Consider the following 24,131-nt stretch of genomic DNA (forward strand, 5'->3'; position numbering starts at 1 on the left):
AACAACACATATCATGCAAAAGAACATACCATTCAAAGGCATCATCGCCTACCCGATCACGCCGTTCACCGAAAACGAAACGGTGGATATCCCCTTATTCAAACAATTGGTGGAACGGCTGGTCTCTTCGGGTTCGCATGGCATTGCACCATTGGGCAGCACAGGCGTTTTGCCCTATCTCAGCGACGAAGAAAAAGAAGCGGTAACGGTAGCAACCCTGCAGCAGGTGGCAGGCAGGGTACCGGTGCTTGCCGGCGTATCCAACCTCACCACGGAACGCACCATTTACCATGCAAAATTTGCGGAACAGGCGGGGGCGGACGCGGTGATGATCATTCCCATGTCGTACTGGAAGTTGACGGATGAAGAGATCTTCCGTCATTACGAAGCGGTTGCCGGGAAGATCTCCATTCCCATTATGGCATACAATAACCCGGCTACCAGCGGGGTGGATATGTCGCCGGCCCTTTTGAAACGTCTGCTGCAGATACCGAACGTTACTATGATCAAGGAAAGCACAGGCGATGTGCAGCGGATGCATTACCTGCGGAAAGAGCTGGGAGACGAGGTGGCTTTTTACAACGGCTCCAATCCCCTTGCCCTGGCCGCATTTGCCGCCGGGGCCACCGGGTGGTGCACCGCAGCGCCCAATCTCATCCCGGAACTGAACCTGGACCTATACCAGGCGGTTGCCGGAAACAACTATGAAGCCGCCAGGGATATTTTCTACAGGCAGCTCCGCCTGTTGCAATTCATCGTCAGCAAAGGTCTGCCAAGGGCTATAAAGGCTGGTTTAAAATTGAAAGGCATAGACGCGGGGTACCTGCGTTCACCCTTACAACCTTTAACGGCCGAAGAAACGGGGCAACTGCAAAACATTCTCCGGGATTGTGTGGCAGAAACAGTTTAGTGTTAAAAGAAGGGAGCGGTCTGCTCCCTTCTTTTAAGAAATTATGCTGCTATTGGAAAAATTTAAGACGTCGCAATCCCCTCCTCTTCCATCAGCCATTCTCCATATTTCCCTAACGCATCGATCACCGGCAAAGCTTTTTCCGCCTTCGCGGTGAGCCGGTACTCCACCCTCGGCGGCTTTTCTATATAGATATGCCGCGTCACCATTCCTTTTTCTTCCAGTTCTCTCAGCTGCGAATTCAGCATTTTATGGGAAATATGCGGTATCAGGTTTTTCAGGTCGCCATACCTGACAGGGCCATTACGCAGGGCCAACAACACCGGCATTTTCCAGGTGCCGCCGATAAATGCCATCGCCAGTTCAACCGGGTTGTAGTATACCCGGCTGCGATAGATAAAATCTTTCATGAAGTAAATTTATTCATTTGAAAATCAATTCGTTAAACACAACTGCCTTTATCGACAAAAAAGTATATAAAGCAAAGTAAATCAAACCGATCGTTAGATTTGCCCTCCTTAAAAAAATTGAAAATATGCATAATAAAGAATGGGCTACCGTACCGGTTTTACCTTGCGTTGAACTCGAAGAAACCCTCGCTTTCTGGGAACTGCTGGGGTTCACAACCACCTACAGGCAGCTGCGCCCGTACCAGTATGGCGCGGTAGGCCGCGGAGGATATGAATTGCATTTCGTGCGGGTGAAAGGGGTAGGCCCATCCAACAACTACAGCGGCTGCCTTATAATGGTCGCCGATGCTGAAAAAGTGCACCAGGACTTTACCCGCAGCTTCAAAAAAGGATACGGCAAGGTTCCCGGCGCCGGAACACCGAGAATATCCCGGATGAAGCCCGGGCAAACAAGGTTCACGCTCACAGATGTGGCGGGAAATTCCATCATCTTTATCAGCTACGGCGAAAAAGACCAGGAAACCTACAGCAAAGCTGATGAAGCCTCGCTCACCCCTTTACAAAAATCCATTGCCACAGCCGTCCGCTTCAGCGATTTCAAAAACGACGAACGGGCCGCCGCCAAAACGCTGGACGCCGCGCTGAAACGCGAAGGCAAAGAATCCAAACTGGATATCGCGGAAGCCCTGCTGATGCGGCTGGACCTGGCCCGCATCCTGAAAGAACATAAAAGGGAAAAGGAATGCAGAACGGGATTAATGAGCCTGATGATCACGGTAGATGAACTGGCGTTGCTGAAACAGCGGCTGAATGCGCATTATTGGAAGTTGCTGGAGGGGTTGATGTAGGTCAGGGGATTAACAATTTTAACCTTGTAATCAGATCAGGGAGAAAAGTTTCTTTAATCATCCAGACGATCTTATAATCAATGCCGAAATAATCGTGTACGATCCGGTTCCTGAAGCCCCTGATACGGTGCCAGTCAATATCCGGATACTTCTCTTTGAATTCATCTGGCAACCGGTTGGCAGCTTCACCAATAACTTCAAAATTCCGGATCACCGCGTCAACCACCATGTCATTCTTCACAAAGTCCTCAAAAGACATCGAGCGGGAATAAGTCAGTATCTTATTCCCGCTCTCAATAATATCTTCGATCAGTAACTCAGGATTGCGTTTAGACATACACGATCTCCGGTTCAATTTCCTTGTAATATTTTTCCTTGATACCGTTTTTTGAAACAAGATCCACAGGCCGCTTTAATCTCTTTTCAAGGAAATCAGCCAAATCAATAAACTCAATTCCTACCGGCCCGCTAAAGTCTACAATAATGTCTATATCGCTGGAAGACCGGAAATCGTCGCGCACAACAGAGCCGAATAAGCCGATCAGGTTGACATGATATTTTTCGACCAGCTCTGGCTTTAATTCGAAGAGAACTTTCTTTATGGAGTTCAACTGTATCATGATACAAATATAGACAATCTGGTTTTAATATGATCACCGCTCCGAAATCCCCGGCCTGCCCGGCAGGTAGTACTCACAGCGGTACACCAGGAATTTCCTCACCAGCCGCTCCCCTCTTTTTACTTCGATGGGATGCAAGGGATATACATGCCGGAAATACCTCCGCAGCGAATCTGCAAAATGTTTCTCGGCTACCTCGTTGCCGATGCGGGGAATGGAGTTGATGAACAGCGCGTTCTTCCCTTTCAGCGCCGCCAGCCGCGTACCCACGTAATCGAATTGCAGCGCGGGCTTGCGGATGATGTTCTGCCCGTACACCATTTCGTCCATATAAAAGTTCAATACCGCGCTGGTTTTGTAATCATCTGCGGAAAAGACGAAGTCCGCAGGATAAGCGCGTTTCAGCGCCATCACGGCTCTCGCCATGCGGCCCCAGCCTACCCACACATCGTCTGACCGCACAGGAACAGGATACCAGCGCAGCTCTATGGCCAGGGCAATATGTATCACCACCGCCAGCGCCTGCTGCCAGTTGATCATCTTACGGGAAAAATACCGGCTGACCCATATCACGCCCGTAATGTAAGCCGGCATCATCCAGTTGAGCTTCACCCAGTAGATGAAGGAAATGGAAAGGAACGCGAGGAATACGGGCAGGAAAAAACACAGGAGGAACAATGTATGATCCGGCACGGTCCATAGTTTCGCTTTGTATTTGCGGATGGTCTTGTACAGGATCCATAACAGTGCAAAAAACAACACCGGCGCCAGGATCGCCGCCTGGTGGGCAAGCACGCCGAAAAAATCAATGAGGCTGAATTCAATTCCTCCTGCCCTGCCCGTGGACTGGAACCTGAACGAAACAAAATCATGCTGCACATTCCACCACACCACAGGGCTTAAAGCCAGGATCATTAACACAAATGATAACCAGGGCCAGCCCGTACCCAGCCACTTCCGGTGCGTGGCAGACAATGCCAGGTACAATAAAAGTCCAGCGGGAAGGAACACCGCTGTGTACTTGCTGTCAAAGGCAAGGCCCATCATAACGCCCGCCAGCAGCCAGTATACCTTCTTCTCCAGGAACACAGCCTTGTAAAGGCAAAGCAGGCTCAACGTCCAGCAGAGCATCAGCGGCACATCCGGCGTAGACACCAGGGACAGGATGGTGACCATGAGCGTGGAACTGAACAGCAGCAAAGCATTGGAAGCCCGCCCCCGGCTGAGGAACCGCAGCGAAAGCCGGTAAAAAAAAGCGAGGGTCAGCAGCGTAACGACCGTATCCGCCAATTTCACGGCGTATACCTTTTTCCCCAGAACAGCCGTGAAGATCTCCAGCACCCAGGCAATGCCGGGCGGATGATCGTAATACGACGCAGCCGGATGCTCGGCGTAGAAGGTGTAATACGCATCCTGCGGCATCAGTCCCATTAAACCAATAAAAGCCAGTCTTAACAACAGGATGAACAAGGCAGACAATACCAGCCACCGGTTTTCAGTGTAAGCAGTATGCAGGTCATCCCGGAAACTTTTTATCTTCATATCCGGATGTAAACAGTAAACAGTTATCTCGACAATTTGACATAGCCAGAATCGTTCCGGAATTTTCCGGCTATCTTCCTTCCTGAAACGTATAACCTGTTATTTTTCATATATTTATTCACGTCTAACCGGCAACTTTAACATCGCTGTAACAGTCCCTCAAAACATGAAAAGATACCTGCCCCTTATTTTACTGCTGTGCCTGGTGAAACTGGCCATACATATGGCCGGGAACCACAACTATGATTTCATGCGCGACGAGCTGCTGCACCTGAGCGCGGGCCATCATCCCGCCTGGGGTTATTACGAGTTCCCGCCTTTCATCGGCTGGGTGGCGAGGGTGTCCATTTTCCTGTTCGGGCATTCGCTGGTTGGTATGCGGCTTTTCGCCACGCTGGCGGGAGTTGTTATTGTCGCATTATGCTGCCTGATGGCCATGGAGCTGGGCGGGAAGAAATGGGCTGTTTTTCTTGCAGGGGTTTGCGCGTTGGCATTCCTGCCTTATTACCGCAATCATTTTTTATTTCAGCCCGTCGCGTTCGACCAGCTCTTCTGGGCGCTGGGTTTTTATTTCGTGTTGCGTTATGTGAATACGAAGCGCAATGTATACCTCGTGTACACAGGCATCACAGCGGGTTTCGGGCTGATGAACAAATATACTTTCGTGATATGGATCGCCGGTATTTTGCTTGCGCTGCTCTTTCATGATAAAGCGAAGGTGTACCGCAACAAGTGGCTCTATATCGGCGGGGGCATCGCTTTGCTGATCTTCCTGCCGAACATCATCTGGCAATACCGACATGGCATTCCCTTTTTTCTGCACCTGGAGCAACTAAGCAAAACGCAGCTGGAAAAGAACAGCGTGTTCGAATTCATAATGATGCAGGCATTAACTCCGTTCACTTTGCTGCTGAGCCTTGGCGGCTTGTATTTCGTTATGCGAAGGCCGCAATGGCGTTTCCTGGGAATTGCTTTCCTGCTGATGTTTGTATTGATGTGGGCGCTGCGTTCAAAGTCTTATTATTTCTTTGCCGCTTACCCGCCTATGTTCGCCGCCGGCGCCGTTTGGCTGGAAGCGCTTACCAGCAGGCGGCCTCGCTGGAATATCGCCGTGGCTGCGGTGATGATGGGTTTCGCACTTCTTGCGCTGCCATTGTTAATTCCCGTTCTCCCCATCGAAAGATTTGTAAAATACGCCCGCATCAAACCTGACGCAGAAGGCCGTTACGAGCTCACCAGCGATTATGCGGATATGTTCGGGTGGAGGGAACAGGTGCGGCTGGCAGACAGCATCTACAACACCCTCCCGCCTGAAGACCGGCAGCAATGCATCTTCTGGGCGGAGAACTACGGCGAGGCAGGCGCCATACGGATACTGGGCAACCGTGAGCCGGTATGCCGCCACGGCAGCTTCTGGACCTGGGGGCCGGGGCCGCTATCCGGCGAAGTTGCCATCAGTATAGGTAACGAAGCCGATGTGGTGGACATGATCTATGAAGAACATCAGCTCATCCGGATCATCAAACACCCTTACGCGATCGATGAGGAAAATAATATCCCCGTATACCTCTGCCGTAAACCCAAGATAAAGCTGAAAGACATCTGGCCTACGCTGGAGAAACGGGTGTTTGAATAGCTCAGTTTTTCTTCAGCAGCCATTTCACCAGGTCTGCGGCTGCACTCATATATATATCATCTAAAAAAAGAAGGACCGGAATAATACCAGTCCTTTTTCTATTTTGTGCCGGTTAACAACAATAAGTACTTTTAATTTGTTTATAGCTCAAAACCTGAACCTTATGGAAATTAAATCATCCACGAAGTATTTTGCGGAACTGGTAGGCACCTTTGCCCTTGTATTATTTGGCTGCGGTGCGGCGGTTGTATCCGGCGTTTCGCTTACAGGCCCTGCGGGGATAGGCATCCTGGGTATCGCGTTTGCCTTCGGGCTCGCGGTGCTGGCGATGTGTTATGCCATCGGCGGCATATCAGGCTGCCACATCAATCCCGCTATCACCATTGCCATGCTGGTAGCCGGTAAGATCAAAGGCAGCGAAGCGCTGGGCTACATTATTTCCCAGCTGATCGGCGCCGTGCTCGGCGCGGCCGTATTGTATGCCATACAAAGCGGCCTAAGCGGCTGGGCGCCCGGCGAATGGGCATTAGGCTCCAATGGATGGGGCGAAGGTTATGGCGCGGGGTATAATACCGCTTCCGCGTTCATCGCCGAAGCAGTGCTCACTTTCCTGTTCCTCTTCGTGATCTTCGGCGCCACCGGTAAATGGGGCAACGGAGCCATGGCCGGTATGGCCATCGGGTTAACGCTCACGCTTATTCACATGGTGGCTATTCCCATCACCGGCACGTCTGTGAACCCTGCAAGAAGCTTCGGCCCTGCGCTTTTTGCCGGCGGCAAGGCCATGGCACAGCTCTGGCTTTTCGTAGTGGCGCCCATCGTGGGAGGCATTGCAGCTGCGCTCGTATGGCGCGTGCTGGAGAAAAAATAAAGCGTATTCACTGAATAACACCGGGCCTGACCGTACCACTGCTGGTAGGTTCAGGCCCGGCGCTTTTTATGCTATATTATTGGTTTTCGCAAACGATGTGTATGATTCCGGTGCCGCAGAGGAAACCCTCATGTATTTAAAAAGCCGCCCCGTTTAGCTGACGGGGCGGCTTTGATCTATGCAGGCACGTTAGACGTGATCCTTTCCCTTGCCGCGCGGGCGGCAGCTACCATGTTTTCGAGCGCAGCTTTTGTTTCAGGCCACTTGCGGGTTTTGAGCCCGCAGTCCGGGTTTACCCAGAGGTTGCGCAGCGGCAGCAGCTCCGCCGCTTTTTGCAGCAGCTGCACCATTTCTTCCACACCGGGCACACGCGGCGAATGAATATCGTATACCCCCGGGCCTATTTCGTTCGGGTACTTAAAATCCGCGAACGCTTCCAGCAACTCCATCTGCGACCGCGATGTTTCTATCGTGATCACATCCGCATCCATCGCTGCAATATGTGCAATGATGTCGTTGAATTCGCTGTAGCACATGTGGGTATGCACCTGGGTATCGTCCTTCACGCCACAAACAGCTACCCTGAAGGCTTTCACAGCCCATTCCAGGTATGTATCACGGTCGGCTTTCCTCAATGGCAACCCTTCCCGGATGGCCGGTTCATCCACCTGTATGATGCCAATGCCCCCTTCTTCCAATGCCACGGCTTCGTCGCGGATGGCCAGGGCTATCTGGCTGGTGGTAACGGAACGCGGCTGGTCGTTGCGTACAAACGACCATTGCAGGATCGTTACAGGCCCGGTGAGCATGGCTTTCATGGGCAGGGCCGTGCAGGATTGCGCGAACTTCGTCCAGCGGAGGGTCATGTCCGCAGGGCGGCTCACGTCGCCATAGATTACGGGCGGTTTCACGCAGCGGCTGCCGTAGCTCTGTACCCAGCCGTTTTGGGTGAAGGCGAAACCGTCCAGCATTTCACCGAAATATTCGACCATATCATTCCTTTCAAACTCGCCATGCACGAGCACATCCAGCCCCAGTTCTTCCTGCAGCCTGATGGCGTTCACGGTAGCCTGTTCAAGCGCGGCCTCGTATTGTTCCGAAGGGAGCCCTCCTTTCCGCCACTGCGCCCGCAGCTGGCGGATATCGTCCGTTTGCGGGAAGGAGCCGATAGTGGTGGTGGGGAATAACGGCAAGTTGAAACGCGCAGCCTGCAACTGCTGCCTCGATCCAAAGGGGCTTTGCCTCCGGGCATCGTCGTCCGTAATGGCCGCTGTACGGGCCTTTACAGCTGGCTTATGAATTCTTCCGGAAGCGTTTCTTTCAGCGATAGCTGTGCGGTTCAGTTCCAGCAGGCTGTTGTTGCCGTGGAAAATAGCGTCCAGCGCCGCCACTTCTTCCAGCTTCTGTTTCGCGAACGCCATCCAGGATTTCATTTCCTCGTCCAGCGCTGTTTCCAGGTCCAGGTCGGCAGGGGTATGCAGCAGCGAGCAGGACGGTGCTATCATCACCCGGTCTTCACCGAGCGCTTCAACGGCTTTTCGTATGTGCGGCAACGATATTTCGTAATTATTTTTCCAGATGTTGCGGCCATCTACCACACCTAACGACAGGGAGGTTTTCGGCGGAAGCAACGGAAGCAGCTCATCCAGCTGCTGCGGCGCCCTTACGAGGTCCAGGTGCAGGCAGCAGACGGGCAGGCTGGCTGCCAGCTCTGCATTGTCGCGCAGGCCTTCGAAGTAGGTCGCTACCATTAGTTTGAGGCCTTTGCATTGTTTGCTGATCTCCGTATAGGCATAACGGTAGGCCGCCTTTTCTTCTTCACGGAGGTCCATGGCCAGGAAAGGCTCGTCCAGCTGCACCCATTCCGCGCCTTGCTCCCGCAGCTTTTGCAGGGCGCTGATGTAAACGGGCAGCAGGTTGCGCAGCAGGTCAATGCGGTGGAAGCCGCTTTCTTTTTCCTTTCCCAATAAAAGATAAGATACAGGGCCAATGAGCACCGGCTTGGGCAGGGCATTCAGCGTATGCCGCGCGGCGTCGAACGCATTGAATACCTTGTTGCTCAGCAGGCGGAATGGCTGGTCTTTTTTGAATTCCGGCACGATGTAATGATAATTAGTGTCGAACCACTTCGTCATTTCCATGGCGGTAATGTCCAGCCCATGCTGCTGGTAGCCGCGCGCCATAGCAAAATAAAGATCGATCTCGGCGTTCTCCGCTACTTCCGTTACCACGGGGGCATAGCGGTCGGGCACTGCACCGAGCAGCAGGGTCATGTCCAGCACATGATCATAAAAGCTGAAATCGTTGCAGGGCACGAGGTTCATGCCGGCGGCCTGCTGCAGCTGCCAGTGCTCTTCCTGCAACCGTTTGGCGGCCAGGAACAGCTCGCTGCGGCCAATGCGGCCCTGCCAATAGTGCTCACAGGCTTTTTTAAGCTGTCTTTGGGCTCCCATGCGCGGGTAGCCGAGGCTGTGTTTAAGCATACGTAAAACTTTTTGGTTAAAACATTAATGTGCATTAATGCTCCTTACAGTTTCCGGTACGCTTCCAGGATTGTGTAGTAGATAAGGAATGAAAAGGCACGACGGGCCATGCCCATCCGTTCCCGACTGCTGCTTCTAATCGCGAAAGCATTTGTCTTACACAGCGGGGCAAGTATCCTGGCTCGTAACATCATTACCGTTCTTCTCACCCCGTTCAGGTCGGGGGCAATGAACATCGGTGGCAATGATTCAGGTGCGTTACTTACAGTTGCGCGACAGCCCGTGATTTACACACGGTTCCTTATTAAAGACGGCTTTCGCCGTCTACCTCGCTGTGGAAAGAATGAATAAAAGTAAAGAACTCAGGGTCAAAGATAGGAAGGTACCCGGTCATTTCCTACTAACAGGCACAGGCGAACGTTAATACGCATTAACCAAAAACGATTTTGGCACAGTATATGCAAATGTCACTTTGTACCATTTAACCGTATACTCCCTGACACCTGTGGCCTGGCCATTGAAAGAACAAGTAGTATACCTGTATACGCGTCTCAAATTATTCAAGCATCCATTTTAGCAGCATAAGGTGAAGCCGGAACCCCGGCCGGAAGAGCTATGCCCTTTATGCTGCGTGGAACAACCATGTTTTTTGATATGAAAAGGATTTTGGTAATTGTGGATGATCTGCTGATGATTCATGTGATAGAACTGATCATACAGAAAGAGGGATACGATGCAGACCTGGCCTATAACGGAAAAGAAGCTACTCTTTTGCTTCGCATGTATGATTATGATCTTGTCATTGCAGATCTTAAGCTGCCATTTCCGCACCTGCAGGAACTGGCGGAAGCGCTGCGCCATCAACGGTCGCAGAAGCCTTTCTCCATCCTGGCAATTGTCCCCGCAGCATTCCTGACCGGCACGGTGGAAAGCTGGTTCGGCTTCGATGCGGATGAAACTGTAACCCGGCCTTTCTGCCCATTCGAGTTAACCGGCACGATCAAGCGCCTGCTGGCGCTTTGATTGTTGGCAGGCCTGGTTTTCCGGGCCTGCGTTTTTTATTTTTAGCGATCTTCGCCATATGGACCCTTTTTCCGTTTCCGTCAACGGCCAGCTTTACGAGGTTACGCCTTACGTAAAGGGCTACACCGTTTCCTTTCACATCGATGCGCCGGGAAGCCGCATTTCCTTTGAACTGGACGAGGAAGACAACCTACGCGCCATCACTACCGGCGAACCCGTGGATGCCGCGCTGGTAGAGCAGCTTGCCGCTGCAATTGTACAGCACTTTGGTTGAAATGCCAATATTTTTAGCTAGATTTGCTAATAATAATAGCATTATGATCGCCCTTGTTGACTGTAACAATTTCTATGTCAGCTGCGAACGGCTCTTCCACCCCCGGTTTCTCCGCCGGCCCGTGGTAGTGCTGAGCAATAACGACGGCTGCGTGGTAGCCCGCTCCGAAGAAGCCAAGGCCCTCGGCATCGCCATGGGCGACCCCGCCTTTACCATCGAAAAAACACTGAAAGCGCACAACGTCGTCATGTTCTCTTCGAATTATACCCTTTATGGCAGCCTCAGCAACCGCGTAATGCGGATACTCGCCCATTATTCCCCTGACATGGAAGTGTATAGTATAGACGAGGCTTTCCTGGACCTTTCGGGCATGAAAGACCTCCCGGGCATTGCGGCCGCCATACGTAAACATGTTTTCGACGAAGTCGGCCTGCCGGTATCCGTAGGCGTTGCCCCCACCAAAACGCTCGCCAAAATGGCAAACCGGTATGCCAAAAAGCACCACCGCCGCGCAGGCGTATGGGTCATGGATACGGAAGACGGCATCCGCGAAGTGATGGCCGCCACCGCCGTGGAAGATATATGGGGCATTGGCGCCCAGTATGCGGATAAGCTGCACAAAAAAGGATTTCATACGGCGCTGGAGCTTTCCCGCGCGCCGGACGACTGGATAAGGAAAGAAATGACCGTCACAGGCCTTCGCCTGGTGCTTGAATTGCGCGGCACCCCCAGCATACCCATGCAGGAAGCCGAGCCGCCCAAAAAAGCCATCTGCGTGGCCCGCTCTTTCGGGCAGATATTGACGGAGAAGAACGACCTGCGCGAAACGCTGGCCAATTACACAGCGATCTGCGCGCAGAAACTCCGCAGGCAGCAAAGCTGCGCAGCCGCTATACAGGTTTTCCTGTCCACCAATTACTTCCGCACGCAGGACAAACAATATCACCGCTCCATCACCCTGCACCTGCCCGTTCCCACCAACAGCACACCCACCCTGATACATTTCGCCATGGATGCGCTGGACCGTATCTACCGCCCCGGGTATAATTATAAAAAGGTTGGCGCCCTGGTGCTGGACCTGGTGCCGGAAACCAGCGTGCAACAGAATTTATTTTCGGAAAAGGACCATGCGCGCGAAGCAAAGCTCATGAAAGCGCTGGACGGCATCCATCAACATTTTCACGGCAAGCAGGTCGTAAAATTCGCGGTGCAGGGCAAGGGGGAAAAAGGTAAAATAAAGCGCGACCGGCTTTCTAAATGTTATACCACGCGGCTCACTGAAATTCTTCATTGTAAAACATAACCATATGCACAACCCGCTTTCCATTTTACGTGCCATGGTGCTGGATGGGCTCATCCAGGCGGGACATGTATACTTTGTACGTCAGTCCTACCCCAGAGGCATGTTCAAGAACATCAAGGAATCGCTGCTGATCACGCCTTACAAAAGCGCGGGCGAAGCGAACCTTCATTACAACGCCATTATTGCTGACCCGCGGCGGTATATCTACAGCATATACCATCCCGGCGACAGGGAAAAATTGTATCATGCGGCCAGCCAGCCCGAGGGCTACTGCGTTTATATCGCGTTGCTAAAAGACAGGGAATGGAAGCCCGGCCATTCCTTCGCTGCGGCCCTCAGGCGCTACATGCGGCTGCACGGCAGCAGTCCGGACGGGAGGGTAAGCTTATCTGCCGAACTGTCCATCCGCTTTGGAGAACTTTTTATTAATTTGAAGCGGCATCTGAAGGATGATGATTTTAAGATCCCCCTTTCCGAAATAGAAAAAATATAACGCGATGTGCTACGACCTTGCCTTTTCCGCCACCATCCAATCGGTGTTTGATTATCTCCCTGAGCTTAAAGACATGGGCAACCTGGATATGTCCTTTGAACCGACCTTTCACAAAGTAGCGCAGGCTTATCCCAAATGGCCGGTGGTGGTGAATGATAAGGGCACGCTGAAGCTGATGAAGTTCGAATGGGGCGTGATACCGAATTATATGAAAACGCCGGAAGAGATCAAAAAAGGCCGGAAGTGGATGGTGAACGCCCGTTCGGAAAAAGTGCTGGATACAAAAGCGTACTGGAGCCGCATCCGTTCAAACCGTTGCCTGGTACCGGCTACAGGCTTTTTTGAACACCGGGAGATCCCGGGATGGAAAAACAAAGTGCCTTATTATATCCGGCTGAAGAACCGAGATATGTTTTTCATTGCAGGGCTATACGCCTATTCGCATCTGCCCAACCCTGAAACCGGCGAGCTGCCCGGCACTTTCACCGTGCTCACCCGCGATGCCAACGACATTATGAGCCGCATTCACAACGGCGGCGATAATGCCGGCCGCATGCCGCTGATATTGCCGGTGGAATATGAACAGGAATGGCTCCGGCCGGACCTTTCGGACGAAGGCATCCGGCGCATTCTCAGCTATTCCCTTCCTTCGGATGAAATGGCTTACTGGACAGTAAATTCCGTACGCAAGGCGAAGCCTGATGATGAAGGAGTGATTGAGAAAGTGGAATATGCGGACCTGCCCGCATTATGACGCCTTGATGATCCTGAGCGGGTATGGCGTTTCTTTGCTGAGGTATTTATCCATCACGGAATACAGCCGGTCGAACTCTACCGGCTTGATCAGGTATTCGTTCACGCCCGCATCCAGCGCTTCTTTCTGCTGCTCGCGGAACGCGTCCGCCGAAATGGCGATCACGGGAATGTGCCGCAGCTCGGGGTCTTCACGGAGGAAGCGGATCACTTCGTTGCCGCTGAGCTTGGGCATATGCATATCCATGATGATCAGGTCAGGACGGCAGGTATGCGCCATTTCCAGGCCTTCCTCGCCGTTGTTCGCAATATGCAGTGAAATACCCAGGTGCGAGAAGAAACGCTCCATGATCATTTGATTGATCTCGCTGTCTTCCATCAGCAACACCCTTCTTTCTGCGGGGAAAGCGGCGTATTCCTTGCGTTCGTCGCGGGATTGCTCTTCGGGCCTGGCGGAAGCCTGCTCCACCAGCGGCAGGGTAACCGTAAAAGCGGAGCCCTGGCCGGGTTCGCTCCAAACTTCGATATCGCCGCCCATCAGTTCGGTAATGCGCCGTGAAATAGTAAGGCCGAGGCCGGTGCCGCCGAAGTTCTGGTGAATGGTTTCATCCGCCTGCTCGTAGGGCTGGAAGATCAGTTTCTGTTTTTCCTTCGGTATGCCCACGCCTTCATCCGCCACGCGGATGCACCACTGCGCGGGCTCCTGCGGGTAAATATGCAGTGTTACCTTTTTGCCGGAAGGCGTGAATTTGAGCGCATTGCCCAGCAGGTTATTGAGTATCTGCGTAAGATGCAGCCTGTCTCCCACCACTTCGCCGGGCAGCTTGTGATCTACCTGCAGCTGCAGCTGCACGCCTTTTACTTTTGCGGCATCCTGGTAAATATTCACCACGCTGCGGATCCATTCACGGAGCACGAAAGGTTCGGGACGCAGCTCGTCGGTTTTCCCCGCTTCTATCCTTGCCAGTTCCAGCACGTTATTGATAATGTCCAGCAGACTGTGGCTGCTGTTGTGTATGTTATCGATCATATGCAGGATGCTGCGCGGGATCTTGTTGCGGTTGGCCGGCTCGTGGAGCATCAGGAAACTGATGCCGATGATGGCATTCAGCGGGTTGCGTATCTCATGGCTGATCTCGCGGAGGAACGCCGATTTGGCGGCATTGGCATGCTCAGCTTCGTCGCGGGCCCTCATCAGGTCCTGCTTGAGCGATTCCAGTTCGGCCACGTATCCCTTCAGCTGCTGATCCTGGTCGCGGAGCTGGCTGTTGCTGGTCCTGAGGTTTAACAGCATATCTTCCAGCGCAATATTGCTTTTACGCAGCTGCGTGGTGCGGTTGCGCACTTCTGTTTCCAGCTTGGCGTTGTAATTTTCCAGTTTCGTATAGGCGGCAGCCAGTTCCGCTTCTTTGGTCACCACCAGCTCGTTCTTCTTTTTCAGGGAATCGTTCCGTTTGTTCAGGCGCTTCACCAGCCCGCTGATGTTGATCTGGTAAAAACTGATCACGATCCCGTTCAGCAGTAGCACGATGGACATGATCAGCCAGCGGAACATGAAAGTAAGGTCCCGGCTCATTTCCATCGGCTCTATCACCATAAAATAATAATTGGTTTCCAGCAGCACCAGGCAGGTGAGGATGAGGGAGAGGCAAATGAATTTCAGTTCCTTTTCTTGGTGTGAGCAGATCAGCAGCGGCACGCCAATAAGGAACAGCCCCAGGAAATGCACCTGTGTGCTTTCCCCGAAAGTAACGCCATAATACAGCATCACCATGCAGAACACGAACATGAGGCCGAACTTGGCAGAAGAATATTTTTTATGATGGTTGAGCCAGAGGATAGAGAGGAAGCCGGCTACAAATCCGATGGCGGTGTAAAGAATAGTATAGTCGCCGGACATAAGGGATAGCGATACCCCGCAAAAGGTACACAACAGGGCTGTCAGGAAGCTGAAGGAATTGACGACCATGATCTTGCGGCCGTCGCCGTCTTTCATATCCGAGGAAAGCCCTGTTTTTTTAATGATATTGAACCATTGGCTGATCATGTAGTGCTAAATTGCCCGTCAGAAGTTACAGCTTTTTTCACAGTCTGTCAACAATCTTCTGAAACAGTTTTTGGTTGATATTATTTTGGTTTTCAATAATTTAAATTGATTTGTCTGACTAAGTACCACTTAATCAACAACAACTGATTAACAAAAAAGGTTTACCCAAAAAGGACTAGCCCGATGAAGATCGGGCCAGGAAATTTACTCTCCAATTTATATTTGAACTTACTGGTATACAAGTTTTCCGGTCCCGGGCCGAAATTAACCACACAAAACGTGAAGAATTGTTAATTGGTCGTTAATGAAAGTCAGGATTGCCGTAAAGGAACAGGTCCGGGGAGAACCCCAGACCTGTTAAATACGCTCCAATTTAACTCATTGAAAGCTCGTTACAAACGTAATTGACCTCCAATGACAAACCAAAGGTATATTCCCGTCCGTGGAGGAAGTGTTAAAAGCTTGTTATTAAGAAAAGCTGTTGCAGCAGGATAGCTTTCCCCGCCTTGACCATCATTTTTGAAAAACCTTTCCTTTCCGCCGGTTGTTTCTTAAATTGATCAACGTCAGGTTCCTGCTATGACGGTTGTCAGCACAAACCACCGCCAGGCAGGCTACTTTTGCGATATAAACTCCATATCATGCCCTCTGTAGAAATCCTCTCCCGCATACAATTTGCCTTCACTATAGCCTTCCATTACATCTATCCCCCGCTGAGCATCGGGCTGGGCGTATGCCTCGTGATCATGGAAGGCATGTACCTGCGCACGGGCATCAAGATGTACGAAGACATCACCCGGTTCTGGATCAAGATCTTCGCGCTCATATTCGGCATCGGCGTGGCTACCGGCATTGTTATGGAATTTGAATTCGGCACCAACTGGGCCACTTATTCCCGCTATGTGGGCGATGTGTTCGGCAGCGCGCTGGCCGCGGAAGGCATTTTTGCCTTCGCGCTGGAATCAGGCTTCCTCGGCATACTGATCTTCGGCTGGAACCGCGTAAGCAAAGGCGTTCACTTCTTCTCCACCCTCATGGTCGCGCTTGGCTCTATCTTCTCGGCAATATGGATCGTAGTGGCCAACTCCTGGCAGCAAACGCCCACGGGGTATGTAATTGAAGGAGAAGGGCTGGAAGCGCGGGCCGTTATCACGGACTTCTGGGAAATGGTGTTCAACCCATCCTCGGTGGACCGTTTGTCGCATGTGCTGATAGGCGCTTTCCTGGCGGGCTCCTTCCTCGTAATGAGCGTAGCCGCCTGGTATATCCTGAAAAACAGATTCGTTACGCCCGCAAAAGCGATGTTCAAAGTGGGGTTGACCGTTGCCGCCATCAGCGCACTGGCGCAGCTGTTCACCGGGCACCGCTCCGCGGAATATGTAAGCGAATACCAGCCCGCCAAGCTCGCGGCCATGGAAGGCCACTTCGACAGCTCGGCCGTAGCAGATATGTACATCGTTGGCTGGGTGGACAAAGCTTCCGGGAAAACCGCCGGCATCCGCATCCCCGGCGGGCTTTCCTTTCTCACGCACGGCAGCTTCTCCGCTCCCGTTACCGGCCTGAACGCTTTCCCGGAAAACCAGCGGCCCGGGGCGGTGAACTTTGTTTTCCAGACCTATCACCTCATGGTGGCCATCGGCGTTACGCTCATCGGGCTTACGTTGCTGGCGGCATTCCTGCTCTGGAAGAAAAAATTGTTCAACCAGCGGTGGCTCATGACCATCTTCGTTTGGGCGGTACTGTTGCCGCAGATCGCCAACCAGGCAGGCTGGTACGCCGCGGAAGTAGGCCGCCAGCCCTGGGTGGTGTATGGCCTCCTCCGTACCTCCGACGCATTGAGCAAGGACGTGAAAGCCAACCAGGTCGTGTTTTCGCTGGTGCTTTTTACGTTGGTGTATACCCTTCTTTTTATATTGTTCCTGTACCTGCTGAACAAGAAGATTCAGCACGGGCCGGCCATGACGCCCAATGAAGAAGAAGAAAGCGACGAATTTTCTAAACGTAATATCAAACAGCTGCAGGCGCCTGAACATTCCTGATAAAACGATCAAATTATGGAAACAATTCTTGGATTAGACCTCCCCACCCTGTGGTTTCTCGTGATAGGCGGGCTTATTACCGGCTATGGCGTGCTGGACGGGTTCGACCTGGGGGCGGGAAGCCTTCATCTTTTTTTTAACAAGGAGGAAAGCAGGCGCATCGCGCTCAATGCCATCGGGCCGGTGTGGGACGGGAATGAAGTGTGGCTGGTGATTGCCGGGGGCGCCCTGTTTGCAGGCTTCCCGCTGGTGTACGGCACTATCCTGTCTATTTTTTACATTCCTTTTATGCTGTTCCTCGTGGCGCTCATTTTCCGCGCCATCTCGATAGAATTCAGGAGCAAGGAGCCGATGGCCTGGTGGCGGAAGATGTGGGACATCAGCTATATGGCTTCCAGCACGCTCATCACGCTGCTGTTGGGGCTGGTGCTGGGCAACCTCATCCATGGCATTCCCATCAACGCGAAGCATGAATTCACGGGCGACCTGCTCACTTTCTTCAACCCTTACGCCATCCTCATCGCCTTCACCACCCTTTCGCTGTTCATGCTGCATGGCTCAATTTATCTTGTCATGAAAACAGAGAACCGCCTCTATGCAAAACTGACCGTGCTGGTGAACAACTGCAGTAAATTCTTTATCCTCTGCTTCATTCTCGCCAGCATGTCCACCCTCATCTATATCCCGCATATGACGGATGAATTCAAGCAAAACCCATGGTTGTTCGGCCTGCCGCTGCTGGCTGTGCTGACGGTACTGAACATCAAAAGGAATATCGACAGCCGCAAATACTTCACCGCCTTCGTTTTCTCCAGCTGCATCACCGCCATACTGCTGATCCTGTTCGCCATCGGGCTTTATCCCAATATTGTTATTTCCACTACCAACCCGGCTTACAGCATCAGCATTTACGAGGCCGCATCATCTCCCAAATCGTTGAGGATCATGCTTTTGATGGCCGCGATCGGCACGCCGCTGGTAATTTCCTACACCATATTCGTTTTCTGGACCTTCAGGGGTAAAGTGAAGCTGAATGAAATGAGCTATTAGGCCCAACACCTTGATTAAGAAGCAAAAAGAAGCCCCGATAAGGAATTATCAGGGCTTTACCATTTAACCTAACTATATGCTGTAACAGCAACTAGTATTATAGAAATATCTTGATTTCATGTTTGTTGCTATTGGTTAGACGTCCTTATCAAATAAAACATGTGCGTTGAAACATGTTTTTCTGCGTCATACCATTTGACCATCCGGAAAGTCTTTGGTTTAAATACGTCAAAAAAATACCCGGGGTTTCCCGGACATCCGGGAAAATGTAAATTTGAAGCATGAACCGTATAGACCGCCTGACTGCCATACTTGTACAACTCCAGGGAAAAAAGATCGTCAAGGCCCAGGAAATAGCCGACCGCTACAACCTGAGCCTCCGCACCGTGTACCGCGATGTGAAGGCGCTCATGGAAGCCGGCGTGCCCATTGGTTCCGAAGCCGGCACCGGCTATTACATCGTGGACGGATATCATCTGCCCCCTGTTATGTTCAACCGTACGGAAGCCGCTGCATTGCTTACCGGTGAAAAACTCATGGAAAAGCACAGCGACCGTTCCAATCATCAGCAGTTCAGCAATGCCATGCAAAAGATCCGGGCGGTGCTTCGCGGCAGCGACAAAGATTTCCTCGAATCGCTGGACGATAATATCGCCGTGCTGCGCAGCCCGCGGGTGTCTACCGAAGACCAGTTCCCCAACCGCTTCCTCAGCGATATACAAGACGGTGTGGCCCGGCAGCGCGTGCTGTCTATGGAATATTATTCCTATCACAGCGATTCCGTGAGCCGCCGCGAAATTGAGCCCATCGGCATCTTTCACATGCACAGCAGCTGGCACCTGATCGGGTATTGCCGCCTGCGCAACGATTACCGCGACTTCAGGGCGGACCGGATCAAGAACCTCCACCTGACGGATCAGCAGTTCGACAAAAGCAAACGCATGAGCCTTCAGCAGTACATTACCCGGGAATTCAAAGCTGAGCACGAACAGCCGGTGCTGATAAAAGCGCGCTTTTCCTACGACGTTGCCCGATACCTCCGCGAGCAGAAGTATTATTTCGGCGTAGTGCATGAAAAAAATGAAGAGCAATACGTCGAAATGCATTTCATGTACCAGCAGCTGGAGTACTTCGCGCGCTGGCTGCTGATGCTGGGCAACGGCGCCACTGTGCTGGAACCGGAAAGCCTGAAGGACATCACGCGCAAACAGATCAAATTGCTCAGCGAACATTACAGCTGCTGACATAAGGCTGTCACAACCCCGGTGTTCTTTTGCATAAACCGATGTATATGCAAAAGACGATCCTTTCCAAAGAACTAAAACAATACTACCGCGCCAAAGTCACTCCCGAACTGATCACCGTTGCCGCTGCCAACTACATTTTCGTGGAAGGCGGGGGCGATCCTGATGCCGGCCGGTTCAAAGCGAAGATCAAAGCGCTGTATGCCGTGGCATACAACATCAAAAAGATCAACAAATTCCAGGGCATGGATTTTAAAGTGGCCGCGCTGGAAGGCCTCTGGTGGACCGAAAGCGGCGAACCGGTAAGCAACAGCCCCCGCGGCGAATGGCATTGGAAGCTGCAGATCCAGATGCCGCCATTTGTAACCAGGAATGATTTCAAACAGGCGGTAGCGTTGGCAGCGAATAAAAACCCTGCCCACCTCCATGAACTGCAATGGGAAAACCAGCCCGCCGCGCTGGCCGTGCAGATACTGCATACCGGTCCCCACAGCGCCGAAGCAGCCACCATTGAAAAGCTGGATGATTATATCCGCCAGCACAACCTGGAAGTAAGCGGCGCGCATCATGAGATCTATCTCAGCGACCCGGGCAAAACTGCTGCGGAAAAGCTGAAAACGATCATCAGGCTCGATGTAAAATCTTCAAAGATCTAGACATCAAAGCTACCTGTAAATGTTGAAGGGAATTTGAAGCTGTTTTATTTGTCGTCCCCGCCGATGCCCAGCAGTTCGATGGCCTGGGAGGCTGCGATCTGGCTGGCGTCTTTTTTATTGAAGGCCTTGCCGGTGCATATCAGCTCGCCGTTGAGCATGGCGCCCACGGTGAAAATGCGGCGGCCATTGTCCATTTGCTCTTCGATGAGCTCAAACTCCAGCGTTTTGCCGTTTTTGTTGGCCCAGCCGTAGAGCTTGTTCTTGTGGTTCATTTCCACGGTTTCGAGCGCCTCCAGGTCGATGTAAGGAACTAGGATGCGTTTGTGGACGAACTGTTTGGTCTGGTTGTAACCGCGGTCCAGGTAAACGGCGCCCACCAGGGCTTCCAGGGTATTGCCGAAGATCTGGCTGATCTTGAGGAAGGAATTGTATTTGTCGTAGATGGTGAGTTTGCGCAGGCCCATTTTGATGGCTATATCGTTGAGCTGCTGGCGGTTCACGATCTTGGAACGCATCTCGGTGAGATAACCTTCCGTTTTGTAGGGGTATTTTTTGAAGAGGTAATCACCGATGATAGCTCCCAGGATGGCATCGCCGAGGTACTCCAGCCGCTCGTTGCTTTCGAGGAATTTCTCTTTGCTGGAGCGGTGGCTAAGGGCTACCTCGTACAAGGCCAGGTTACCCGGATGGAATCCGAGTAAATTGTAAAGGTCTTTGTACAGGCGTCTTTTCCCGTAGATGATCTTATATAAGAAACCTGGAAGTATTTTCACACAGTCAAGGAACAAATGTTTTGAAAATAACCGAAGCATTATGCCCGCCGAACCCGAAGGTATTGCTGAGGGCTGCTCTTACTTGTCTTTTTTGTGCTACGTTAAAGGTAAAGTTCAACCTGGCATCCAGTTGGGGATCGTCAGTGAAGTGGTTGATGGTGGGGGGCACGAGGCCTTCCAAAATACTTTTGATAATGGTAATGCTCTCCACAGCACCGGCCGCTCCGAGCAGATGCCCGGTCATGGATTTGGTGGAGCTGATATTCAGTTTGTATGCAGCTTCACCGAATACTTGCTGAATGGCCTTTACCTCCGCAATGTCTCCAAGGGGGGTAGAGGTCCCGTGAACGTTGATATAATCTATGTCTTCCGCATGGAGGTTGGCATCTTTCAGGGCTGCTTTCATCACGTTCAGCGCGCCCAGCCCCTCGGGGTGGGGTGCGGTGATGTGGTGTGCGTCCGCTGTAGCGCCGCCGCCGGCGAGCTCAACATAGATCTTTGCACCACGGGCCATGGCATGTTCGTAGCTTTCCAGCACCAAAGCGCCGGCGCCCTCGCCCATTACAAAACCATCGCGGTCCAGGTCAAACGGCCTGGAAGCGGTTTTCGGATCATCGTTCCGCTCGCTCAATGCCTTCATGGCGTTAAATCCGCCCACACAGGGTTCATTGATGATGTTTTCCGATCCGCCGGTAATGATGATGTCCGCCTTACCGTAGCGGATAGTATACATGGCTTCTATGATGGCGTTGGTAGCGGAGGCGCAAGCCGACACTACCGAAAAGTTAGGGCCTCTGAAACCATGACGCATGGATATATGCCCTGCGGCTATATCCAGGATCAGGCGGGTGATCAGGAAAGGACTGAACCGGGGTGTACCGTCCCCGGCGTGAAATTCCTTTAACTCGTTGGTAAAGTTGATCATCCCGCCAACACCTGTGCCCCAGATAACACCCACCCGGTCCACATCCACAGAATTCCGGTCGATCTTGGCATCTGCCACAGCCTGGTCGGCTGCAATCACGGCTGTTTGTGTGAAAGGGTCCATCTTGCGGGCGTCCTTCCTGTCCATATAATTGGAAGCATCGAAGTCTTTCAGCTCGCAGGCAAAGCGGGTTTTGAATTTGGAAGCATCAAACTGCTTGATATAATCAGCGCCGGATACACCGTTCGCCAATCCCTGCCAAAAGGCATCAACGGAATTGCCGAGCGGTGTCAGCGCGCCTAAACCTGTAACGACTACTCGTCTTGGTTGCATTAAAACAGTTCTGGTTGTTGGATTATTTTACGTGTTCTTCCAGGTAAGCTACTGCCTGGCCAACAGTGGTGATAGTTTCTGCTTGTTCGTCAGGAATGGAGATGTTGAATTCTTTTTCGAATTCCATGATCAGTTCTACCGTATCCAAAGAGTCAGCGCCTAAGTCGTTGGTGAAGCTGGCTTCAGGAGTTACCTCGGCCTCGTCAACGCCTAATTTGTCAATAATGATCTTTTTAACTCTTGATGCAATGTCTGACATAATTTTAAGTGTTTTTGGTTTAAAACTTGACTGCAAAAATATAATTTTTATTCAATTGCCAAGGATATCAGTCAATTTTAACCCAGAATTTCCAATTTACTAACACGCCCGGCACCACTGCAATTCCCGCGTTTAACACGCCCTTGGCAGGTTCCAGCGGATTCCATATGCACGAAAACGCTCATGTCTTTTTACGTTTTACCTCCTCCTTTTACTCCCCTTTACGCCATTATATATACTATATACACCAAACACCACACCCTCTTCAGCCATTATATGCCATTTATGTGTTATGACATATAAGTTGACCATTCAACCTTTTATACCACCACTTAACCACATTTAAAACCGGATCGCCAACGGCTTAACGTCCAACTATTATATTTGTCCGGTTATGAAATCCCGTAACTTGCGGTAACGGGCCCACCATAACTTAACCCGGGGCGAACACTGGCTTCAGACACGGTATTCCGGCAACAGTTAAACTATTATACTCATTTGAAACATGCGAAATAAGACCACTAGAATCGTTCTGTTATTCCTCGTATTGGCAGTAGCCGGCTTCTTTATCTATAAGCTGGCGGCGAAAAGCAACAATCCTAAAGAACCCGAAGCCCCCCGCGGTGGCGCAACAGCAGGAGCAGGCAGGGGCGGCGGAGCCGGAAGGCCCATCCTCGTAGATGCATACGTCGTAACGCCCATCAAGCTGGACGAGAACATCGAAGCCAGCGGTACCCTCCAAAGCAACGAAGAAGTGGAACTCAAACCGGAGATCACCGGCCGCATCACTAAAATATTCTTTAAAGAAGGAGCCAAAGTAAGCAAAGGCACCCTCCTCATTAAATTATACGATGGCGACATCCTCGCCCAGATACGCAAGCTGGAGCTGCAACAGCAGTTGGCCAAAACCACGCTCACCCGTCAGCAACAGCTGTTGAAGATCAACGGTATCAGCCAGCAGGATGTGGATGTGACCAGCAACCAGGTGAGCGCCTATTCAGCGGATATCGAATACAACCGCGCCCAGCTGCAAAAAACGGAGATCAGGGCTCCCTTCAGCGGCACCCTCGGCCTGCGCAATGTAAGCGAAGGCGCCATCGTGGGCTCTACCACTATCATGACCACCCTCCAACAGCTGGACCCACTGAAAATCGATTTTGCATCTCCAGAGAAGTATAAGAACGCCATCCGTAAAGGCGACCCCGTTACCTTTACCGTAGCTGGCGACACCGTTAAATACCGCGGCAGCATTTATGCTATAGATCCAAAGATAGACCTGGCCACCCGCAGCGTGAAGATCCGCGCCGTCGTGCCCAATCCCACCGGCAGGCTGTTCCCGGGCTCTTTCGCCAAAACGACCATTCAGCTGAAAGACAATCCGAATGCCATCATGATCCCGTCTCAGGCTGTAATACCCGGCACCCGCTTCAAGCAGGTGATCGTGGCAGACAGCGGGAAGGCCCGGTTCGTGAACGTGGAAACCGGCGTCCGGAATGAAAATAATGTGCAGATAACCGACGGAATACAGGTAGGCGACACCGTGATCACCACCGGTATATTGCAGCTTAAACCGGGTATGCCGTTCAAATATAACAAGGTGCAGTAAGTGCGTTGACTATGTGCAACGATCATTGATTAA

General features: G+C 51.8%; 23 protein-coding genes and 1 riboswitch. Of the genes, 14 read left to right on the forward strand and 9 right to left on the reverse strand.

Translation table 11 applies throughout. From position 1 onward, the window contains the following. The first annotated feature begins 13 nt into the window (after nucleotides 1-13). The gene (locus tag ACTJIK_RS00795; RefSeq protein ID WP_440644344.1) at nucleotides 14-910 is read left to right on the forward strand and encodes a dihydrodipicolinate synthase family protein; all 897 of its coding nucleotides are present in this window, start codon (nucleotides 14-16) and stop codon (nucleotides 908-910) included. A gap of 62 nt (nucleotides 911-972) precedes the next feature. Here the strand turns inward: ACTJIK_RS00795 and ACTJIK_RS00800 are convergent, their stop codons facing one another. Beyond that, the gene (locus ACTJIK_RS00800) at nucleotides 973-1,320 is read right to left on the reverse strand and encodes a winged helix-turn-helix transcriptional regulator (protein ID WP_440644345.1); all 348 of its coding nucleotides are present in this window, start codon (nucleotides 1,318-1,320) and stop codon (nucleotides 973-975) included. Between the two features lie 125 nt (nucleotides 1,321-1,445). Here ACTJIK_RS00800 and ACTJIK_RS00805 point away from each other — a divergent pair, with 125 nt between their 5' ends. Further along, nucleotides 1,446-2,168 (forward strand): hypothetical protein, encoded by a 723-nt coding sequence (locus tag ACTJIK_RS00805; protein WP_440644346.1) that lies wholly within the window; start codon nucleotides 1,446-1,448, stop codon nucleotides 2,166-2,168. A gap of 1 nt (nucleotide 2,169) precedes the next feature. Here ACTJIK_RS00805 and ACTJIK_RS00810 read toward each other — a convergent pair whose 3' ends face one another. From ACTJIK_RS00810 to ACTJIK_RS00820, 3 genes are read right to left on the reverse strand one after another with little or no spacing between them, the layout of a single operon-like run. Next, nucleotides 2,170-2,505 carry a HepT-like ribonuclease domain-containing protein gene (locus tag ACTJIK_RS00810; RefSeq protein ID WP_440644347.1) on the reverse strand — a complete coding sequence of 112 codons (336 nt, stop codon included), beginning with the start codon at nucleotides 2,503-2,505 and terminating at the stop codon, nucleotides 2,170-2,172. Beyond that, complete coding sequence (locus ACTJIK_RS00815; protein WP_440644348.1) at nucleotides 2,498-2,788, reverse strand: nucleotidyltransferase family protein; 291 nt, start codon at nucleotides 2,786-2,788, stop codon at nucleotides 2,498-2,500. Before ACTJIK_RS00815 ends, ACTJIK_RS00810 begins: the two co-directional genes overlap by 8 nt. Nucleotides 2,789-2,821: 33 nt before the next feature. Then, a complete protein-coding gene (locus tag ACTJIK_RS00820; protein ID WP_440644349.1) occupies nucleotides 2,822-4,330 on the reverse strand; it encodes an ArnT family glycosyltransferase in 1,509 nt (502 codons plus the stop codon). 166 nt (nucleotides 4,331-4,496) lie between these two features. Here ACTJIK_RS00820 and ACTJIK_RS00825 point away from each other — a divergent pair, with 166 nt between their 5' ends. After that, nucleotides 4,497-5,966 (forward strand): ArnT family glycosyltransferase, encoded by a 1,470-nt coding sequence (locus ACTJIK_RS00825; RefSeq protein ID WP_440644350.1) that lies wholly within the window; start codon nucleotides 4,497-4,499, stop codon nucleotides 5,964-5,966. Nucleotides 5,967-6,129: 163 nt separating this feature from the next. Beyond that, nucleotides 6,130-6,837 carry an aquaporin Z gene (gene aqpZ, locus ACTJIK_RS00830; RefSeq protein WP_440644352.1) on the forward strand — a complete coding sequence of 236 codons (708 nt, stop codon included), beginning with the start codon at nucleotides 6,130-6,132 and terminating at the stop codon, nucleotides 6,835-6,837. A gap of 176 nt (nucleotides 6,838-7,013) precedes the next feature. Here the strand turns inward: aqpZ and metE are convergent, their stop codons facing one another. Continuing rightward, nucleotides 7,014-9,320, reverse strand: a complete 2,307-nt coding sequence (gene metE, locus ACTJIK_RS00835) for a 5-methyltetrahydropteroyltriglutamate--homocysteine S-methyltransferase (RefSeq protein WP_440644353.1) — start codon at nucleotides 9,318-9,320, stop codon at nucleotides 7,014-7,016. 150 nt (nucleotides 9,321-9,470) lie between these two features. After that, a riboswitch (cobalamin riboswitch) is annotated at nucleotides 9,471-9,667 on the reverse strand. Nucleotides 9,668-9,974: 307 nt separating this feature from the next. Between metE and ACTJIK_RS00840 the strand changes: the two genes are divergently transcribed. Genes ACTJIK_RS00840 through ACTJIK_RS00860 form a run of 5 tightly spaced genes read left to right on the forward strand, consistent with a single transcriptional unit; the run spans nucleotide 9,975 to nucleotide 13,167 of the window. Then, nucleotides 9,975-10,343, forward strand: a complete 369-nt coding sequence (locus tag ACTJIK_RS00840) for a response regulator transcription factor (protein WP_440644354.1) — start codon at nucleotides 9,975-9,977, stop codon at nucleotides 10,341-10,343. Between the two features lie 58 nt (nucleotides 10,344-10,401). Next, nucleotides 10,402-10,617, forward strand: a complete 216-nt coding sequence (locus ACTJIK_RS00845) for a hypothetical protein (protein WP_440644355.1) — start codon at nucleotides 10,402-10,404, stop codon at nucleotides 10,615-10,617. A 43-nt stretch (nucleotides 10,618-10,660) separates the two neighbouring features. Further along, nucleotides 10,661-11,920, forward strand: coding sequence for a Y-family DNA polymerase (locus ACTJIK_RS00850; protein ID WP_440644356.1), 1,260 nt, complete (start codon nucleotides 10,661-10,663; stop codon nucleotides 11,918-11,920). A 4-nt stretch (nucleotides 11,921-11,924) separates the two neighbouring features. Beyond that, nucleotides 11,925-12,413, forward strand: a complete 489-nt coding sequence (locus tag ACTJIK_RS00855) for a hypothetical protein (RefSeq protein WP_440644357.1) — start codon at nucleotides 11,925-11,927, stop codon at nucleotides 12,411-12,413. 4 nt (nucleotides 12,414-12,417) lie between these two features. Further along, a complete protein-coding gene (locus tag ACTJIK_RS00860; RefSeq protein ID WP_440644358.1) occupies nucleotides 12,418-13,167 on the forward strand; it encodes an SOS response-associated peptidase in 750 nt (249 codons plus the stop codon). Here ACTJIK_RS00860 and ACTJIK_RS00865 read toward each other — a convergent pair. Further along, on the reverse strand, nucleotides 13,162-15,213 hold the full coding sequence (locus ACTJIK_RS00865; RefSeq protein ID WP_440644359.1) for an ATP-binding protein: 2,052 nt from the start codon (nucleotides 15,211-15,213) through the stop codon (nucleotides 13,162-13,164). The two genes, ACTJIK_RS00860 and ACTJIK_RS00865, sit on opposite strands and share 6 nt — an antisense overlap. 641 nt (nucleotides 15,214-15,854) lie before the next feature. On the opposite strand from ACTJIK_RS00865, the gene ACTJIK_RS00870 reads away from it, so the two are divergent. The 4 genes from ACTJIK_RS00870 to ACTJIK_RS00885 all read left to right on the forward strand — a co-directional run bounded on the left by ACTJIK_RS00870 (nucleotide 15,855) and on the right by ACTJIK_RS00885 (nucleotide 20,202). Beyond that, nucleotides 15,855-17,252 carry a cytochrome ubiquinol oxidase subunit I gene (locus ACTJIK_RS00870; RefSeq protein WP_440644360.1) on the forward strand — a complete coding sequence of 466 codons (1,398 nt, stop codon included), beginning with the start codon at nucleotides 15,855-15,857 and terminating at the stop codon, nucleotides 17,250-17,252. Nucleotides 17,253-17,267: 15 nt separating this feature from the next. Beyond that, nucleotides 17,268-18,302 (forward strand): cytochrome d ubiquinol oxidase subunit II, encoded by a 1,035-nt coding sequence (gene cydB, locus ACTJIK_RS00875; protein ID WP_440644361.1) that lies wholly within the window; start codon nucleotides 17,268-17,270, stop codon nucleotides 18,300-18,302. A 281-nt stretch (nucleotides 18,303-18,583) separates the two neighbouring features. After that, a complete protein-coding gene (locus tag ACTJIK_RS00880) occupies nucleotides 18,584-19,546 on the forward strand; it encodes a helix-turn-helix transcriptional regulator (RefSeq protein WP_440644362.1) in 963 nt (320 codons plus the stop codon). A gap of 47 nt (nucleotides 19,547-19,593) precedes the next feature. Then, nucleotides 19,594-20,202, forward strand: coding sequence for a GyrI-like domain-containing protein (locus ACTJIK_RS00885; RefSeq protein ID WP_440644363.1), 609 nt, complete (start codon nucleotides 19,594-19,596; stop codon nucleotides 20,200-20,202). 44 nt (nucleotides 20,203-20,246) lie between these two features. Here ACTJIK_RS00885 and rnc read toward each other — a convergent pair whose 3' ends face one another. The 3 genes from rnc to ACTJIK_RS00900 are packed head-to-tail and all read right to left on the reverse strand — an operon-like array spanning nucleotide 20,247 to nucleotide 22,492. Further along, complete coding sequence (rnc, locus tag ACTJIK_RS00890; RefSeq protein ID WP_440644364.1) at nucleotides 20,247-20,975, reverse strand: ribonuclease III; 729 nt, start codon at nucleotides 20,973-20,975, stop codon at nucleotides 20,247-20,249. Nucleotides 20,976-20,979: 4 nt separating this feature from the next. Continuing rightward, entirely contained in the window at nucleotides 20,980-22,233 is a 1,254-nt protein-coding gene (gene fabF / locus ACTJIK_RS00895) for a beta-ketoacyl-ACP synthase II (protein WP_440644365.1), read from the reverse strand. Nucleotides 22,234-22,255: 22 nt separating this feature from the next. After that, complete coding sequence (locus ACTJIK_RS00900) at nucleotides 22,256-22,492, reverse strand: acyl carrier protein (RefSeq protein ID WP_012788038.1); 237 nt, start codon at nucleotides 22,490-22,492, stop codon at nucleotides 22,256-22,258. Between the two features lie 505 nt (nucleotides 22,493-22,997). On the opposite strand from ACTJIK_RS00900, the gene ACTJIK_RS00905 reads away from it, so the two are divergent. Further along, the gene (locus ACTJIK_RS00905; RefSeq protein ID WP_440644367.1) at nucleotides 22,998-24,098 is read left to right on the forward strand and encodes an efflux RND transporter periplasmic adaptor subunit; all 1,101 of its coding nucleotides are present in this window, start codon (nucleotides 22,998-23,000) and stop codon (nucleotides 24,096-24,098) included. The last annotated feature ends 33 nt before the right edge of the window (nucleotides 24,099-24,131 follow it).

Origin of the sequence: Chitinophaga sp. 22620 (assembly GCF_052044405.1) — a bacterium.
Taxonomy (GTDB): domain Bacteria; phylum Bacteroidota; class Bacteroidia; order Chitinophagales; family Chitinophagaceae; genus Chitinophaga.

Excerpts from the sequence above, each read along its gene's own strand:
- ACTJIK_RS00795 (WP_440644344.1), top strand. The coding sequence starts at position 14 with ATGCAAAAGAACATACCATTCAAAGGCATCATCGCCTACCCGATCACG.
- ACTJIK_RS00800 (WP_440644345.1), bottom strand. The coding sequence starts at position 1,320 with ATGAAAGATTTTATCTATCGCAGCCGGGTATACTACAACCCGGTTGAA.
- ACTJIK_RS00805 (WP_440644346.1), top strand. The coding sequence starts at position 1,446 with ATGCATAATAAAGAATGGGCTACCGTACCGGTTTTACCTTGCGTTGAA.
- ACTJIK_RS00810 (WP_440644347.1), bottom strand. The coding sequence starts at position 2,505 with ATGTCTAAACGCAATCCTGAGTTACTGATCGAAGATATTATTGAGAGC.
- ACTJIK_RS00815 (WP_440644348.1), bottom strand. The coding sequence starts at position 2,788 with ATGATACAGTTGAACTCCATAAAGAAAGTTCTCTTCGAATTAAAGCCA.
- ACTJIK_RS00820 (WP_440644349.1), bottom strand. The coding sequence starts at position 4,330 with ATGAAGATAAAAAGTTTCCGGGATGACCTGCATACTGCTTACACTGAA.
- ACTJIK_RS00825 (WP_440644350.1), top strand. The coding sequence starts at position 4,497 with ATGAAAAGATACCTGCCCCTTATTTTACTGCTGTGCCTGGTGAAACTG.
- aqpZ (WP_440644352.1), top strand. The coding sequence starts at position 6,130 with ATGGAAATTAAATCATCCACGAAGTATTTTGCGGAACTGGTAGGCACC.
- metE (WP_440644353.1), bottom strand. The coding sequence starts at position 9,320 with ATGCTTAAACACAGCCTCGGCTACCCGCGCATGGGAGCCCAAAGACAG.
- ACTJIK_RS00840 (WP_440644354.1), top strand. The coding sequence starts at position 9,975 with ATGAAAAGGATTTTGGTAATTGTGGATGATCTGCTGATGATTCATGTG.
- ACTJIK_RS00845 (WP_440644355.1), top strand. The coding sequence starts at position 10,402 with ATGGACCCTTTTTCCGTTTCCGTCAACGGCCAGCTTTACGAGGTTACG.
- ACTJIK_RS00850 (WP_440644356.1), top strand. The coding sequence starts at position 10,661 with ATGATCGCCCTTGTTGACTGTAACAATTTCTATGTCAGCTGCGAACGG.
- ACTJIK_RS00855 (WP_440644357.1), top strand. The coding sequence starts at position 11,925 with ATGCACAACCCGCTTTCCATTTTACGTGCCATGGTGCTGGATGGGCTC.
- ACTJIK_RS00860 (WP_440644358.1), top strand. The coding sequence starts at position 12,418 with ATGTGCTACGACCTTGCCTTTTCCGCCACCATCCAATCGGTGTTTGAT.
- ACTJIK_RS00865 (WP_440644359.1), bottom strand. The coding sequence starts at position 15,213 with ATGATCAGCCAATGGTTCAATATCATTAAAAAAACAGGGCTTTCCTCG.
- ACTJIK_RS00870 (WP_440644360.1), top strand. The coding sequence starts at position 15,855 with ATGCCCTCTGTAGAAATCCTCTCCCGCATACAATTTGCCTTCACTATA.
- cydB (WP_440644361.1), top strand. The coding sequence starts at position 17,268 with ATGGAAACAATTCTTGGATTAGACCTCCCCACCCTGTGGTTTCTCGTG.
- ACTJIK_RS00880 (WP_440644362.1), top strand. The coding sequence starts at position 18,584 with ATGAACCGTATAGACCGCCTGACTGCCATACTTGTACAACTCCAGGGA.
- ACTJIK_RS00885 (WP_440644363.1), top strand. The coding sequence starts at position 19,594 with ATGCAAAAGACGATCCTTTCCAAAGAACTAAAACAATACTACCGCGCC.
- fabF (WP_440644365.1), bottom strand. The coding sequence starts at position 22,233 with ATGCAACCAAGACGAGTAGTCGTTACAGGTTTAGGCGCGCTGACACCG.
- ACTJIK_RS00900 (WP_012788038.1), bottom strand. The coding sequence starts at position 22,492 with ATGTCAGACATTGCATCAAGAGTTAAAAAGATCATTATTGACAAATTA.
- ACTJIK_RS00905 (WP_440644367.1), top strand. The coding sequence starts at position 22,998 with ATGCGAAATAAGACCACTAGAATCGTTCTGTTATTCCTCGTATTGGCA.